The sequence below is a fragment of the Burkholderia sp. Bp8984 genome (assembly GCF_003853755.1).
Lineage (GTDB): Bacteria > Pseudomonadota > Gammaproteobacteria > Burkholderiales > Burkholderiaceae > Burkholderia.
Genome location: NZ_QTQN01000009.1, coordinates 103,406 through 118,487, shown reverse-complemented (window position 1 = coordinate 118,487; position 15,082 = coordinate 103,406). Strand labels below are relative to the sequence as shown.

The 15,082-nt window shown below is 67.0% G+C and carries 14 protein-coding genes; 6 read left to right on the top strand and 8 right to left on the bottom strand.

The features are described from left to right. Positions 1 to 281: 281 nt before the first annotated feature. From gatC to DID98_RS12185, 5 genes are all read left to right on the top strand, one after another. Positions 282 to 581, top strand: coding sequence for an Asp-tRNA(Asn)/Glu-tRNA(Gln) amidotransferase subunit GatC (gatC, locus tag DID98_RS12205; RefSeq protein WP_006407213.1), 300 nt, complete (start codon positions 282 to 284; stop codon positions 579 to 581). A gap of 69 nt (positions 582 to 650) precedes the next feature. Further along, positions 651 to 2,141 carry an Asp-tRNA(Asn)/Glu-tRNA(Gln) amidotransferase subunit GatA gene (gene gatA / locus DID98_RS12200; RefSeq protein ID WP_124486699.1) on the top strand — a complete coding sequence of 497 codons (1,491 nt, stop codon included), beginning with the start codon at positions 651 to 653 and terminating at the stop codon, positions 2,139 to 2,141. Between the two features lie 4 nt (positions 2,142 to 2,145). Further along, positions 2,146 to 3,621, top strand: coding sequence for an Asp-tRNA(Asn)/Glu-tRNA(Gln) amidotransferase subunit GatB (gene gatB, locus DID98_RS12195; RefSeq protein WP_124570763.1), 1,476 nt, complete (start codon positions 2,146 to 2,148; stop codon positions 3,619 to 3,621). A gap of 126 nt (positions 3,622 to 3,747) precedes the next feature. After that, positions 3,748 to 4,587 (top strand): polyphosphate kinase 2 family protein, encoded by an 840-nt coding sequence (locus DID98_RS12190; protein WP_124570762.1) that lies wholly within the window; start codon positions 3,748 to 3,750, stop codon positions 4,585 to 4,587. Positions 4,588 to 4,641: 54 nt separating this feature from the next. Next, a complete protein-coding gene (locus DID98_RS12185; protein WP_044847825.1) occupies positions 4,642 to 5,415 on the top strand; it encodes an exodeoxyribonuclease III in 774 nt (257 codons plus the stop codon). A gap of 104 nt (positions 5,416 to 5,519) precedes the next feature. On the opposite strand, the gene DID98_RS12180 is transcribed toward DID98_RS12185, so the two are convergent. Next, positions 5,520 to 6,572 carry an NAD(P)-dependent alcohol dehydrogenase gene (locus DID98_RS12180; RefSeq protein ID WP_124520555.1) on the bottom strand — a complete coding sequence of 351 codons (1,053 nt, stop codon included), beginning with the start codon at positions 6,570 to 6,572 and terminating at the stop codon, positions 5,520 to 5,522. 228 nt (positions 6,573 to 6,800) lie between these two features. On the opposite strand from DID98_RS12180, the gene DID98_RS12175 reads away from it, so the two are divergent. Next, positions 6,801 to 7,745 carry an AraC family transcriptional regulator gene (locus DID98_RS12175; protein ID WP_044847827.1) on the top strand — a complete coding sequence of 315 codons (945 nt, stop codon included), beginning with the start codon at positions 6,801 to 6,803 and terminating at the stop codon, positions 7,743 to 7,745. A 64-nt stretch (positions 7,746 to 7,809) separates the two neighbouring features. Here the strand turns inward: DID98_RS12175 and DID98_RS12170 are convergent, their stop codons facing one another. From DID98_RS12170 to argB, 7 genes are all read right to left on the bottom strand, one after another. Then, positions 7,810 to 8,853: a M48 family metallopeptidase gene (locus DID98_RS12170; RefSeq protein WP_124570761.1), complete on the bottom strand. Its 1,044-nt coding sequence runs from the start codon at positions 8,851 to 8,853 to the stop codon at positions 7,810 to 7,812. Continuing rightward, on the bottom strand, positions 8,843 to 10,264 hold the full coding sequence (locus DID98_RS12165) for an AmpG family muropeptide MFS transporter (protein WP_124570760.1): 1,422 nt from the start codon (positions 10,262 to 10,264) through the stop codon (positions 8,843 to 8,845). Before DID98_RS12165 ends, DID98_RS12170 begins: the two co-directional genes overlap by 11 nt. A gap of 120 nt (positions 10,265 to 10,384) precedes the next feature. After that, positions 10,385 to 10,993 carry a methionine biosynthesis protein MetW gene (gene metW, locus DID98_RS12160; RefSeq protein WP_044847830.1) on the bottom strand — a complete coding sequence of 203 codons (609 nt, stop codon included), beginning with the start codon at positions 10,991 to 10,993 and terminating at the stop codon, positions 10,385 to 10,387. Further along, positions 10,990 to 12,135, bottom strand: a complete 1,146-nt coding sequence (locus DID98_RS12155; protein WP_044847831.1) for a homoserine O-acetyltransferase — start codon at positions 12,133 to 12,135, stop codon at positions 10,990 to 10,992. The genes metW and DID98_RS12155 overlap by 4 nt, the downstream gene beginning before the upstream one ends. A 417-nt stretch (positions 12,136 to 12,552) precedes the next feature. After that, positions 12,553 to 13,215 (bottom strand): nucleoid occlusion factor SlmA, encoded by a 663-nt coding sequence (slmA, locus tag DID98_RS12145; protein WP_124486693.1) that lies wholly within the window; start codon positions 13,213 to 13,215, stop codon positions 12,553 to 12,555. Continuing rightward, positions 13,182 to 13,973: an HAD-IA family hydrolase gene (locus DID98_RS12140; RefSeq protein ID WP_124486692.1), complete on the bottom strand. Its 792-nt coding sequence runs from the start codon at positions 13,971 to 13,973 to the stop codon at positions 13,182 to 13,184. Before DID98_RS12140 ends, slmA begins: the two co-directional genes overlap by 34 nt. Next, the gene (gene argB / locus DID98_RS12135; protein WP_006490510.1) at positions 13,970 to 14,869 is read right to left on the bottom strand and encodes an acetylglutamate kinase; all 900 of its coding nucleotides are present in this window, start codon (positions 14,867 to 14,869) and stop codon (positions 13,970 to 13,972) included. The genes DID98_RS12140 and argB overlap by 4 nt, the downstream gene beginning before the upstream one ends. Positions 14,870 to 15,082: the final 213 nt, after the last annotated feature.

Below are 15,082 nucleotides of genomic sequence, written 5' to 3'. Positions count from 1 at the left end.
CGGAAGCGGCCGCCGCGGCGCACGAAGCTGCGAGTGATGTCTACCGGGAATCGCACGAAGCACGCACGGCTTGCCGAAGCGGGGCGAAACGGTGCGGGAAAAGGCTGCCGGGTTTGGGTCGAACGCGTAATGATACCTTATAATTTCGCGGTATTTGAATCGAAACGGACGGTATTTTTGCCGCTTCGGCCCTGATTTTTGAGGGTGGGATCGTACCCTCCAACCCCCCGCCGCAGCGCGGTTTTCAATGCGCTGCGCAGCCTTGTTTTTCCGGTGATCGCATGGCCCTGACCCTGACCGATGTGAAACGCATCGCGCACCTCGCGCGACTCGAAATGGCCGACGCCGACGCCGAGCATACGCTCGGCCAGCTCAATGAATTCTTCGGCCTCGTCGAGCAGATGCAGGCGGTCGACACCGCCGGCATCGCGCCGCTCGCCCACCCGATCGAACAGATCCAGGAAGTCGCGCAGCGCCTGCGCGACGACGCCGTGACGGAAGTCGTCAATCGCGACGACAACCAGCGTCCGGCGCCGGCCGTCCAGGACGGCCTCTATCTCGTGCCGAAGGTGATCGAGTAAGCATTCGACGAGAAGCGCGCCGGCCGGCTTGCGCCGCGCGCCACCCAGAATTCCCAGGAAAACCACTCAATGCACGCAAAAAGCCTGACCGAACTGCGCGCCGCGCTCGCCGCCAAGGAATGCTCGGCCGTCGAGCTCGCGCAGCTCTACCTGAAACGGATCGACGCGGCACGCGACCTGAACGCGTTCGTCCATGTCGATGCCGACCTCACCCTTGCGCAGGCGAAGGCCGCCGACGCCGAACTCGCGCGCGGCGCGGGCGGCGCGCTGACCGGCCTGCCGATCGCGCACAAGGACGTGTTCGTCACGCGCGGCTGGCGCTCGACCGCCGGCTCGAAGATGCTCGCGAACTACGAAAGCCCGTTCGACGCGACCGTCGTTGCCCGCCTGCAGGCGGCCGGCATGGTCACGCTCGGCAAGACCAACATGGACGAGTTCGCGATGGGCTCGTCCAACGAGAACTCGGCGTTCGGCGCGGTGAAGAACCCGTGGGACACGAACGCCGTGCCGGGCGGCAGCTCGGGCGGCAGCTCGGCGGCCGTCGCCGCGCGCCTCGCGCCGGCCGCGACCGGCACCGACACCGGCGGCTCGATCCGCCAGCCCGCGTCGTTCGCGGGCGTGACGGGCATCAAGCCGACTTACGGCCGCGTGTCGCGCTACGGGATGATCGCGTTCGCGTCGTCGCTCGACCAGGGCGGCCCGATGGCGCAGAGCGCGTCCGACTGCGCGCTGCTGCTGAACGCGATGGCCGGCTTCGACGAGCGCGACTCGACGAGCCTCGAGCGCGACGACGAGGATTTCACGCGTCATCTCGGCCAGCCGTGGGCGGCCGGCAACGATGCGGGCAAGCCGCTCGCGGGGCTGCGCATCGGCCTGCCGAACGAGTATTTCGGTGATGGTCTGGCCGACGACGTGCGCGCGTCGATCGACGCGGCGCTCAAGCAGTATGAAGCGCTCGGCGCGACCCTCGTGCCGGTGTCGCTGCCGAAGACGGAACTGTCGATCCCCGTGTACTACGTGATCGCGCCGGCCGAGGCGTCGTCGAACCTGTCGCGTTTCGACGGCGTGCGCTTCGGCCACCGCGCCGCGCAGTACGGCGACCTGCTCGACATGTACAAGAAGTCGCGCGCCGAAGGCTTCGGCCCCGAGGTGAAGCGCCGGATCCTGGTCGGCACCTACGTGCTGTCGCACGGCTACTACGACGCGTACTACCTGCAGGCGCAGAAGATCCGCCGCATCATCGCGAACGATTTCCAGGAAGCGTTCAAGTCGTGCGACGTGATCATGGGCCCGGCGTCGCCGACGGTCGCATGGGATCTCGGCGCGAAGGGCGACGATCCGGTGCAGATGTATCTCGCGGATATCTACACGCTGTCGGTGAGCCTCGCCGGTCTGCCCGGCATGAGCGTGCCGTGCGGCTTCGGCGCCGGCGCGAACGCGAAGCGCCCGGTCGGCCTGCAGATCATCGGCAACTATTTCAACGAAGCCCGGATGCTGCAGGTCGCCGACGCGTTCCAGCGCGCGACCGACTGGCACAAGCAAGTTCCGGCAGGGGTGTAAGCATATGGCTACTCAATGGGAAGTCGTCATCGGTCTCGAGACGCACGCGCAACTGTCGACCGTCTCGAAGATTTTCTCGGGCGCGTCGACGCAGTTCGGCGCGGAGCCGAACACGCAGGCTTGCCCGGTCGACCTGGCGCTGCCGGGCGTGCTGCCGGTGCTGAACCGCGGCGCGGTCGAGCGCGCGATCCGCTTCGGCCTCGCGATCGGCTCGACCATCGCGCCGCGCAGCATCTTCGCGCGCAAGAATTACTTCTACCCCGATCTGCCGAAGGGCTATCAGATCAGCCAGTACGAGATTCCGGTCGTGCAGGGCGGCCAGATCACGATCCAGGTGCCCGCCAACGAAAAGGCCGGCAAGGAAGCGTACGAGAAGACCGTCAACCTGACCCGCGCGCACCTCGAGGAAGATGCGGGCAAGTCGCTGCATGAAGACTTCGCCGGGATGACCGGGATCGACCTGAACCGCGCGGGCACGCCGCTGCTCGAGATCGTCACCGAGCCGGAAATGCGCAGCGCGGCCGAGGCCGTCGCGTATGCGAAGGCGCTGCACGCACTCGTCGTGTGGCTCGGCATCTGCGACGGCAACATGCAGGAAGGCTCGTTCCGCTGCGACGCGAACGTGTCGGTGCGCCCGGTCGGCCAGGAAAAGTTCGGCACGCGTGCCGAGATCAAGAACCTGAACTCGTTCCGGTTCCTTGAAGAGGCGATCAACTACGAAGTGCGCCGCCAGATCGAGCTGATCGAGGACGGCGGCGAAGTCGTGCAGGAAACGCGCCTCTACGATCCGGACAAGCGCGAGACGCGTTCGATGCGCAGCAAGGAAGACGCGCACGACTACCGCTACTTCCCCGACCCCGACCTGATGCCGCTCGTGATCGGCCGTGACTGGGTCGAGCGCGTGCAGGCCGGCATGCCCGAGCTGCCGGCCGCGATGCAGCAGCGCTTCGTCGAGCAGTACGGCGTGTCCGCGTACGACGCGGGCGTGCTGACGTCGAGCAAGGCGATGGCCGCCTACTTCGAGGCGGTGGTCGCGAAGGCCGGCGCGGCGAACGCGAAGATCGCCGCGAACTGGCTGATGGGCGACGTGTCGTCGCAGCTGAACCGCGACGGCATCGAGATCGACGCGATTCCCGTGTCGGCCGCGCAGCTTGCGCTGGTGCTGCAGCGCATCGCCGACGGCACGATCTCGAACAAGATCGCGAAGGAAATCTTCGCGACGATCTGGGACGAGAAGGCGACCGACGAAGGCGCGGCCGACCGCATCATCGACGCGAAGGGCCTGAAGCAGATTTCCGACACCGGCGCGCTGGAAGCGATCATCGACGAGGTGCTGGCGGCGAACGCGAAGTCGGTCGAGGAGTTCCGCGCCGGCAAGGAAAAGGCGTTCAACGCGCTGATCGGCCAAGCGATGAAGGCGACCAAGGGCAAGGCCAATCCGCAGCAGGTCAATGAGCTGCTGAAGAAGAAACTCGGCTGAGCATGGCCGCGCGCCTGAACCGCGCCTGACCACGGGCCGCCGCCGAACCTGTTCGGGGCGGCCCGTCGTTTTGGTGCATGCGTTATCGTGTGCGCGTGTGCATCGCACCGTCCAACGGAGGAACGAATGGCGAAACAACCGTCGCTCGACGATTTCCGCGTGCCGTACAGCACGCGCGAGAAGGAAGCTGCCGCATTCAAGCTCGATGCGTTCGATCCGGCCGCGAAGCCGTTTTCGTCGGGGTCGAAGGACGCCGACCGCGAACGGCTGTCGGCCGTATCGACCGAGCTCGACGTCCAGCAGGAGCGCCTGCACACGCAGCAGAAGAAGCGCGTGCTGCTCGTGCTGCAGGGGATGGATACCAGCGGCAAGGACGGCACCGTGCGCGCCGTGTTCCGCGAGGTCGATCCGCTCGGCCTGCGCGTCGTGTCGTTCAAGGCGCCGACGCCGATCGAGGCCGCGCACGACTTCCTGTGGCGCGTGCATGCGCAGGTGCCGGCCGCGGGCGAGCTCGCGATCTTCAATCGCAGCCACTACGAAGACGTGCTCGTGCCGCGCGTGATCGGCGCGATCGACGACAAGGAATGCGAGCGCCGCTACCGGCAGATCCGCGATTTCGAGACGATGCTGTTCGAGAACGGCACGACGATCGTCAAGTGCTTCCTGCACATCTCGAAGGACGAGCAGCGCGCGCGGCTGCAGGCGCGCATCGACGATCCGACCAAGCACTGGAAGTTCGACATCGCCGATCTCGACGCGCGCAAGCACTGGGAGGCGTACCAGTCGGCGTACCGCGATGCGCTCGCCGCGACGTCGGCCGAGCATGCGCCGTGGTACGTGATCCCGGCGAACTCGAAGACGCACCGTAACGTGATGATCGCCGAGCTGCTGCTGCGCACGATGACCGACATGAAGCTCGAATTCCCGCCGCCGAAGCCGGAACTCGAAGGCGTGAAGATCCGCTAGGCTGCGATCCTGCAACCACATCGAACTGAACTGAACTGAACAACGGAACCCGACATGATGCGAGTGATTACCGCCAACCTGAACGGCATCCGCTCCGCCGCGAAGAAGGGCTTCTTCGAATGGCTCGGCGAACAGAATGCCGACTGCGTGTGCGTGCAGGAAATCAAGGTATCGGCCGACGACCTGCCGGCCGAATTCGTCGAGCCGCACGGCTTCAGGAGCTACTTCCATCACGCCGAGAAGAAGGGCTACAGCGGCGCGGGCGTGTACAGCCGCCACGAGCCCGATGACGTGATCATCGGCTTCGGCAGCAGCGAATTCGATTCCGAGGGGCGCTACGTCGAGGCGCGCTACGGCAAGCTGTCGGTCGTGTCGGTGTATGTGCCGTCCGGCTCGAGCGGCGAAGAGCGCCAGCAGGCGAAGTACCGCTTCATGGACGAGTTCATGCCGCACCTCGCCGAACTGAAGAAGAAGCGCGAGGTGATCCTGTGCGGCGACGTGAACATCGTGCACAAGGAAATCGACATCAAGAACTGGAAGAGCAACCAGAAGAATTCGGGCTGCCTGCCGGAAGAGCGCGCGTGGCTCACGCAGCTGTTCGACGATGTCGGCTACGTCGACGTGTTCCGCACGCTCGATCCGCGCCCCGAGCAGTACACGTGGTGGAGCAATCGCGGCCAGGCGTACGCGAAGAACGTCGGGTGGCGGATCGATTACCAGATCGCGACACCGGGCGTGGCCGGCACCGCGAAGCGCACGTCGATCTTCAAGGACATCAAGTTCAGCGATCACGCGCCGCTGACGGTCGACTACGACTACAAGAAGTGAGCGTCGGCGCGACGCGCTGCGCGTCGCCGTCGAGTCGTCCGGTCGCCGGACGCAAAACGGGGCCGCATGTCGAACATGCGGCCCCGTTTCGTTTGGTGCGTCGCTTACTGCTTGATCGACGCCATGTCGATCACGAACCGGTACTTCACGTCGCTCTTCAGCATCCGCTCGTAAGCGGCATTGATCTGCTGCATCGGAATCGTTTCGATATCCGACGTAATGCCGTGCTCCGCGCAGAAGTCGAGCATTTCCTGCGTTTCCGCGATCCCGCCGATCAGCGAGCCCGCGAGGCGGCGGCGCTTGAAGATCAGGTTGAACACCTGCGGCGACGGATGGTCGTGCTCCGGCGCGCCGACGAGCGTCATCGTGCCGTCGCGCTTCAGCAGGTGCAGGAACGGGTTCAGGTCGTGCTGCGCGGCGACCGTGTTCAGGATGAAGTCGAAGCTGTTCAGGTGCGCGTTCATCTGCGCTTCGTCCTTCGAGATCACGACCTCATGCGCGCCGAGACGCTTGCCGTCCTCGATCTTCGACGGCGACGTCGTGAACAGCACGACGTGCGCGCCCATCGCGCGCGCGAGCTTCACGCCCATGTGACCGAGGCCGCCGAGGCCGACGATCCCGACCTTCTTGCCGGGCCCGACGTTCCACTGGCGCAGCGGCGAATAGGTCGTGATCCCCGCGCACAAGAGCGGCGCGGCGCCGGCCGGGTCGAGTGTCTCGGGCACGCGCAGCACGAATGCCTCGTCGACGACGAGCTGCGTTGAATAGCCGCCGTACGTGACGTCGCCGGTCACGCGGTCCTGGCCGTTGTAGGTGCCGACGAAGCCGTTCTCGCAATACTGCTCGAGGCCTTCCGCGCAGCTCGGGCAGGTGCGGCACGAATCGACGAGACAGCCGACGCCGACCAGCTCACCGACCTTGAAGCGCGACACTTGCGGGCCGGTCGCGGTCACGCGGCCGACGATTTCATGGCCCGGCACGACCGGGTAGATCGTGTTGCGCCATTCGTTGCGGGCCTGGTGCAGGTCCGAGTGGCAGACGCCGCAGTAGAGCACCTCGATCTGGACGTCGAGGTCGCGCAGCGCGCGGCGCTGGAATTCGAACGGGGCGAGCGGCGAGCGCGCGTCGGTCGCCGCGTAAGCGTAGGTTGTGCTCATGCAGGGGGCTCCTTGTCCGGCAAAAAGTCCGGCGAATCAGACTGCCGCCGCATCATGTGGCGACGCGGCGAGACAGGTGCCCATCGTAAGGAGCGGGCCGCGTCGGCGAAATACACGAAGGTCTCGAAGATTTGCCTATTCCTCTCGAAGTGCACGCGAACGGCCGTCAAAACGCTTTCAAGGTGCTACATTGCGAGCCTGATTCTCTTGCCGGACATGACGACGCCCGTGAGCTTCCAACCCCTTTTCGACGACACGGGCGACCGTGTGCGGCGCCGCATGATCGAGCTGCATGCGCGTCTCGCGCCGAACGAGGGCGATACGCCGGCGGCGCTCGACGGCGTGCGCTTCTTCCGCGTGAACCGCCCCGTGCCGCGCATGCCGGTGCTGTACGAACCGAGCATCATCGTCGTGTGCCAGGGCCGCAAGCTCGGCTATCTCGGCGACCGCTCGTTCGTCTACGACGCGCAGCAGTATCTCGTGCTGTCGGTGCCGCTACCGTTCGAATGCGAGACCTTCGCGAGCATGGACGAGCCGTTTCTCGCGATCTCGATCCGCGTCGATCTCGCGGTGATCGCCGAGCTCGCGATCCTGCTCGACGAGACGCTGGGTGCTTCAGTCAGCGAGCCGCACGGCGTCTATTCGACGCCGCTCGACGCGCCGCTCGCCGACGCGGTGGTGCGGCTGCTCGAAGCGCTCGCGTCGCCGCACGACACGTGCGTGCTCGGGCCGGCGATCATGCGCGAGATCGCATACCGCGTGCTGACGGGGGCGCAGGGCGACGCGATTCGGGCGGCGCTCGTCCAGCAGCATCATTTCGGCCGCATCGCGAAGGCGCTGCGGCGCATCCATGCGGACCTGAAGGCAGATCTCGACGTCGAGACGCTCGCGCGCGAGGCCGGGATGAGCGTTGCGGTGTTCCACGCGCAGTTCAAGCACGTGACGGCGACGTCGCCGATGCAGTATGTGAAGGCCGCGCGCCTGCACCAGGCCCGGTTGATGATGGTGCAGGACGGTCTCGGCGCGGGTGCGGCGTCGGCACGGGTCGGTTATGCGAGCGCGTCGCAGTTCAGCCGCGAGTTCAAGCGGCTGTTCGGCCGCAGCCCGGGAGACGAAGTACGCTGGATGCGCGAAATCGGCAGCCGGCCGGTCGAGTCGGAAGTCGGCGCGTAGCGCCTGGCCTCGTGCGCCGGTGATGCGTGCCGGTGATTCCCGGGGAAGCCGCCGGGTGCGGCGCTCAGCGCCGTACGACCTTGCGCCGCTGCGCGCTGATGCCCGCGTAGTCGGGCAGCGTGTCGACGCGTTTGGCCGTCGCCTTCGCATACAGCGGCATCAGGTCCGGCAGGCGGTTCAGCAGATCCTGCCGCCGCGCGGCGCTGTACGGATGCATGTAGATGAAGCCCGACGCCTTGTTCGCGCGCGTCGCCGCCGCGAGCTTGTCCCACAGCGTGATCGCCGCGCGCGGATCGAAGCCCGCGCGGGCGGCGATGTCGCCGCCGATCACGTCGGCTTCGGTTTCGTCGGTCGGGTCGTAGCGCAGCGTCTGCAGGCGTTCGCCGAGGTTCAGCGCCTGCGGCAACGGATCGCCGACGCCGAACAGCGGCGGCAGCGTGGCGGCGCGCAGCGATGTTTGCGACGTCGCGCTGAAATTGCTGCGCGCGTGTTCGCGCAGCGCATGCGCGATGCCGTGTGCGATCAGCACGCCGAACTCGTCGTCGTTCAGGCGGACGCGATCGAGCAGCCCGCCGTACACGAGCACCTTGCCGCCCGGCAGGCAGGTGATGCGGATGTCGCGCGAGCGGATCACGTTGACGTCCCACGCCCAGCTCTTCACACGATCGTTCCACTTCACCGAATACGGCGCGAGCTTCATGACGATCGCGCGCAGCCGCTTCACGCGCGGCTGGTTCGCGGGCAGCAGGCGGTCGCTGTCGGCGGCGGCCTGGACGATCTGCGCGTATTCGTTCGCGGTGAGTTGTTCGAGCAGCGGCGACGGGATCAGCGTGCGGAACGCGATCGCATTGCCGTAGCGAACCTGCTGCGGCGCCGGCGTATAGGCTTTCGCGGGCACGGCGGCGCCGGTCGGCTGCGCGGCTTCGGCTGCAGGCGGGGGAGCGGATGCAGCCGGTGTGGACGGCGATGCCGGGGCAGCGGGCGCGGAGCCGGCCATGGCCGCAACGGTGTCGGACGCATGAGCGCTTCCCGCCGCGCCGAGCATCGCGAAGCCGACGCCCAGCGCGGCGGCGACGCGCGCCACGCGATGCAGGCGGTCATTGCGCACGGCTGGCCTCGCCGTTGCGCGCGGTGCCGTTCCACGGCGCGATCTTGAACAGCAGCAGCATGCCGGGGATCGCGAGCGCGGTGCACACGATGAAGTAGTCGAACCAGCCGATCTTCGCGACGATGAAGCCGCTCGCGGCCGATGCGAGGGTGCGCGGCACGGACGCCAGGCTCGTGAACAGCGCGAACTGCGTGGCCGTGTAGCGCGGATCGGTCGTGCTCGCGATATACGCGACGAACGCGGCCATCGTCAGGCCGGTCGTGAAGGTTTCGACGCCGTAGACGATCGCGAGCGCGACCGTCATCGGGCTGAATTGCGGCGTGACCGCGACGCCGAACACGGACAGCGCCGCCGCGATCGCATGGCTCGTCGATACCGTGAAGTCGTACAGCATCGCGAGCACCGGCGAGCCGGGGCCGAGTTGCGCGAGCCATGCGAAGCCGAGCGTCGACACCATCTGCAGCGCGCCGAAGATCCACAGCCCGCGGCCGATCCCGATCTTCACGAGCCAGACGCCGCCGATGATGCCGCCGGCGACGCTCGCGACGAGCGCGGTGGTCTTCGCGACGATGCCGATCTCGGTGCGCGTGAAGCCGATGTCGAGGAAGAACGACGTCGACAGCGTGGTGGCCATCGTGTCGCCGATCTTGAACAGGAAGATGAACGCGATGACGAGCAGCGCGCCGCTCCAGCCGTCGCGCTGGATGAATTCGCGGAACGGCAGCACGATCGCGTCGCGCAGGTTGCGCGGCGGCGCGCCGACGACTTCCGGTTCGCGCACGAGCAGCGTCATCAGGATGCCCGGCAGCATGAACGCGCCGGTGAGCGCGAACACGGCGTCCCACGGCATGTGGTCGGACAGGATCAGCGCGAGCGAGCCGGGGATCAGCGCGGCGAGCTTGTATGCGTTCACGTGCACCGCGTTGCCGAGGCCTTGCTCGGTGTCGCGCAGCAGTTCGCGGCGATAGGCGTCGATCACGATGTCGGAGCTTGCGCCGAAGAACGCGACGAGCGTCGTGAGCGCGGCAACCGTCCAGATCGAGTCGCGCGGCGACACGAAGCCGAGCGCGGCGATCGCGACGGCGACCAGCACCTGCGTGAGCAGCATCCAGCCGCGCCGGCGGCCCGGCCGCCAGCCGGGCAGGCGCGGGATGTAGCGGTCCATCAGCGGCGCCCACAGGAACTTCCACGTATACGGGAACTGGATCAGCGCGAACAGGCCGATTTCCTTCAGGTTCACGCCCTCGGAGCGCAGCCATGCCTGCACGAGGTAGACGAGCGTGAACAGGGGCAGCCCCGACGTGAAGCCCAGGAACACGCAGATCAGCATGTGCGTGTTCAGATAGGCGCGCCAGCCGGGGTGATCCTCGTGAGCGGTGAGTGCGGGCGCCTCGTGTGGCGTTTTGGACATGGACGGAAACTGGGTAGCGTTGACTGATGGCGGCGGCAGCGCAGGCGGCGGCGCGGGTAGCACAGGAGCGCGGCCGTACGTGCGTGCGGGCCGTCGGCGTCCGTCAACGGCCCCCCCGGCTCAGCTGCGCTTGACGCGATAGACAGCAAGACTACCACGCCAGTTCGCTCCCCATCGAATCGGCTGGCCTTCGTGCAGCACGATGCGGTCGAGGATCGTGACGCCGACTTCGGGCGCGAGCGCCTCGAAATCCTTGATCGTCAGCACCCGGACGTTCGGCGTGTTGTGCCACTGGTAAGGCAGCGACTTCGACACCGGCATCCGGCCGCGCAGCACCGACAACCGGTGCGCCCAGTAGCCGAAGTTCGGGAACGACACGATGCATTCGCGTCCGACGCGCGCGGTTTCGCGCAGGATCGCGGCCGTCTGGTGGATCGTCTGAAGGGTTTGCGACAGGATCGCGAAATCGAAGCTGTGATCCTCGAACAGGCGCAGGCCGTCCTCGAGGTTCTGCTGGATCACGTTGATCCCGTTCTTCGCGCTGGCGAGCACGCCCGCGTCGTTCAGTTCGATCCCGTAGCCGGACACGTCGAGTTCTTCCGACAGCAGCGACAGCAGCGAGCCGTCGCCGCAGCCGAGGTCGAGCACGGTCGCGCGCGGTTCGACCCAGCGGGCGATCGCGCGGAAGTCCGCGCGGGCGGACAGGGAATTCAGTGCTTGCTGGTTCATGCCCCCACCTCGATGGCGATTCGTTCGTAATACGCGCGGAGCAGGTTGTGATAGCGCGCGTCGTCGAGCAGGAACGCGTCGTGGCCGTGCGGCGCGTCGATTTCCGCGTAGCTGACCGTGCGCTTGTTGTCGAGCAGCGCCTTCACGATCTCGCGCGAACGCGCCGGCGCGAAGCGCCAGTCGGTCGAGAAGCTCGCGATCAGGTATTTCGCCTGCGTGTGCGCGAGCGCGGCCGTCAGGTTGCCGTCGAACGCCTTCGCCGGATCGAAGTAGTCGAGCGCGCGCGTGATCAGCAGATAGGTGTTCGCGTCGAAGTAGTCGGCGAACTTGTCGCCCTGATAGCGCAGGTACGACTCGACCTCGAACTCCACGTCGAAGCTGAAGTTGTACGCGTCGAGCGCGCCGTCCGCACGGCGCAGCGCACGGCCGAATTTCTCGGCCATGTCGTCGTCGGACAGGTACGTGATGTGGCCGATCATCCGCGCGACGCGCAGGCCGCGCTTCGGCTTCACGCCGTGTGCGTAGTAGTCGCCGCCGTGGAAGTCGGGATCGGACAGGATCGCCGAGCGTGCGACCTCGTTGAACGCGATGTTCTGCGCGGACAGCTTCGGTGTCGACGCGATGTCGATGCAGTGCGCGACGCGCTCCGGATACATCAGGCTCCACGCGAGCGCCTGCATCCCGCCGAGGCTGCCGCCCATCACGGCGGCGAAGCGCTCGATGCCGAATGCGTCGGCGACGCGCGCCTGCGCGTGCACCCAGTCCTCGACGGTGACGACGGGGAAGCGCGCGCCGTACGGCTTGCCGGTCGACGGATCGATGCTCATCGGGCCGGTCGAGCCGAAACACGACCCGAGGTTGTTCACGCCGATCACGAAGAAGCGGTTGGTGTCGAGCGGCTTGCCGGGGCCGACCATGTTGTCCCACCAGCCGGTGCTGCGCGGATCGTCCGCGTAGACGCCAGCGACGTGGTGCGACGCGTTGAGCGCGTGGCAGACGAGCACCGCGTTCGAGCGCGCGGCGTTGAGCTCGCCGTACGTCTCGACGACGAGCTGATAGTTGCCGATCACGCTGCCGCTTTGCAAGCGCAGCGGTTCGGCGAAGTGCATGGTCTGTGGAGCGACGATGCCGATCGATTCCATTCGTTCCGCCTTATGCCATATGACTGGGCGGCTAAATGGTGTCGGCGAGGCGCGGAGTCGAAGGTGCGCGGCTGACGACCTCTTTAGCCGCATTTGTAGTGAACCGCCGGGGAACGACGCATCGACGCGTCAAGGCCCCGGCCGGTTCGCGCGCCCGCAATCGAGTCAGCAAATCGGCGCGCTTCCGGCCTGCCGCCAAGGGGGCGGCAAGTCGGCAAAGTATAGCGGAATTCCGCCGGAGGCGGATTGCATCGGGGCGTGCGACCCGCTGGCCGCGTTACCAGCAGCGGTACTTTGCCGTGAATTGCCCCGTGGCCACCGAGTAGTCGGACAGGTTTCCTTCCACGCGGAGGCTGGCCGATATCGAGAAGCGCTGGCTCACTTGTCCGGTCGTGCCGAGTCGGATGGAAGCGCGCGTCACTGCAGAATCAGCCGCAAATGCGCATCGGCCTGTTCCCCGGGCGGCTTCTGGAACCCGCCTTTGGCAAAGCGATGCCACCGGCCGATCACATAGCTGACGAGCAGGCTTGCGCGCGCGGCGGGATCGTAATCGGCCGGCAGCACGAACGGCGCCGCGCCGTCGGGCGCCTGGGATTCGGTGCGCGCGACCCGCAGGCACTGCTTGACGGTCGCCTCGATCCGGTCGAGCAGCTGGTTCACGCGCTCGGTGAGCCGCTCGTCCTCGCCGACCAGCGCCTCGCCGGTCAGCACGCGCGTCATGCCGGGGTTCTTCGCGGCGAAATTGAGCATCGTCAGCGCGATCGTGCGTGCCTGCAGCACGCCGTTCGGCTCCTTCGCGACGATCTGGTTGACGAGGCCGAACAGCGCCTGCTCGATGAACTCGATCAGCCCTTCGTACATCTTCGCCTTGCTGGAGAAGTGCCGGTACAGCGCGGCTTCCGACACGTCGAGCCGGGCCGCGAGCGAGGCCGTCGTGATTTTTTCGGGCTTCGGCGCCTCCAGCATCGCGGCGAGCGTCTGCAGGATCATCACGCGCCGCTCGCCCGGCTTCGGGCGCGGGCGGGACGGCGTGGCCTGGTCTTCCGTTACGGCTTGGTCCTGCGGGTAAGTCGGCTGCATTTTTGTCGCCCCGATCGTGTGCCCAGTCGCAGCGATTTTAACGAACGAATGCGCTGGTCGACATAATGCGGCCGGCCGATGTTCGGCAGATGACCCGGAAGGTGGCCCGTGATCCATACGGTGCCGATGCCGAGGCGCTTGTAGCGCTTCAGGTGGCTGCGGGTATCCTCGACGAGGATCGCGTCGGCGAGCCGCGCGTGCGCGGCGCGCAGCGTGCGGCGCAGCATCGTGTGATCGGGCTTTGCGCGCCACGCACGCCTGTCTCGCATGTGCTCGATCGCGATCACGCGCTCGAACAGGCGTTCGATGCGCAGCTCGCGCAGCACCGCGCGCGCGTAGTTCTCGGGCGCGTTGGTCAGCACGAACTTGCGGCCCGGCAGCGCGGCGATGATGCGCGCGAGGCCGCGCTCGGCGCGCAGCATCGCGGGCAGGTCGGAAAACGTGTGCACGACCCGCAGGAAGTCGTTCGGATCGATCGGATGGTGGCGCGTGAGGCCGAGGAGCGCGGCGCCGTAGCGCTGCGTGTAGCCGGTGCGCAGGCGATCGGCTTCGACGCGCCCGACGTGGAGCGTGTCGATGATGTATTGCGTCATCGCGCGGTTGATCTCCGGGAAGATCGCGTGCGATGCGTGATGAAGCGTGTTGTCGAGATCGAACAGCCAGACAGGCGAGCCGGCGCGCGGCCGGCTGCGGGAGATGCGCCGGCGTCGCAGCGACGCCGGCAGGTCGGGGCGGGTGGTCTTGCGGCGCGCGCTCAATGCGAGCGGATCATCGTGCCGAACGGCTGCTCGGTCAGGATTTCCAGCAGCACCGAGTGCTCGATGCGGCCGTCGACGATGTGCACCGACTTCACGCCGCTCTTCGCCGCGTCGAGCGCCGACGAGATCTTCGGCAGCATGCCGCCCGAGATCGTGCCGTCCTCGAACAGCGCGTCGATCTCGCGCGCCGACAGGTCGGTCAGCAGGTTGCCGTCCTTGTCCATCACGCCGGGGATGTTGGTCATCATCAGCAGCTTCTCGGCGTTCAGCACCGTGGCGAGCTTGCCCGCGACCAGATCGGCGTTGATGTTGTATGAGAGGCCGTCCTCGCCGAAGCCGATCGGCGAGATCACCGGGATGAATGCGTCGTCCTGCAGCGCCTTCACGACCGCCGGGTTGATCGCCTCGACTTCGCCGACTTGGCCGATGTCGATGTACTGGCCCGGATTGTCGCGGTCCGGCATCAGCAGCTTGCGAGCATGGATCAGGCCGCCGTCCTTGCCCGTCAGGCCCACCGCATGGCCGCCGAAGTGGTTGATCAGCATCACGATGTCCTGCTGGACTTCGCCGCCCAGCACCCATTCGACGACTTCCATCGTTTCTTCGTCGGTGACGCGCATGCCCTGGATGAAGGTGCCGGCCTTGCCGATCTTCTTCAGCGCATGATCGATCTGCGGGCCGCCGCCGTGGACGATCACCGGATTGATGCCGACCAGTTTCAGCAGGATCACGTCGCGCGCGAAACCCTGCTTGAGCCGCTCTTCCGTCATCGCGTTGCCGCCGTATTTGATCACCACGGTCTTGCCGTGGTAGCGGCGGATGTACGGCAGCGCCTCGGCGAGGATTTCTGCCTTCAGCGTGGGGGCGATCTGCGAGAGGTCGATGGGCTCGGACATGGCGGCGGCTCTGGCTGGGAACGGTTGAAACAGGGCGAATTGTACAGGAGTGGCGCAGCGCAGCATCGGGTTTTTGGGCTGGCCGGACGGCCGATCGCGCGGGCCCGGCGCCACGCGCGGCGGCCCGCCGGCCATGGCGCCGGCCATGGCGCCGGACCCTGCGCCGGACCCTGCGCCGCCCCCCGCGCCGCCCCCCGCGCCGCCCCCCGCGCC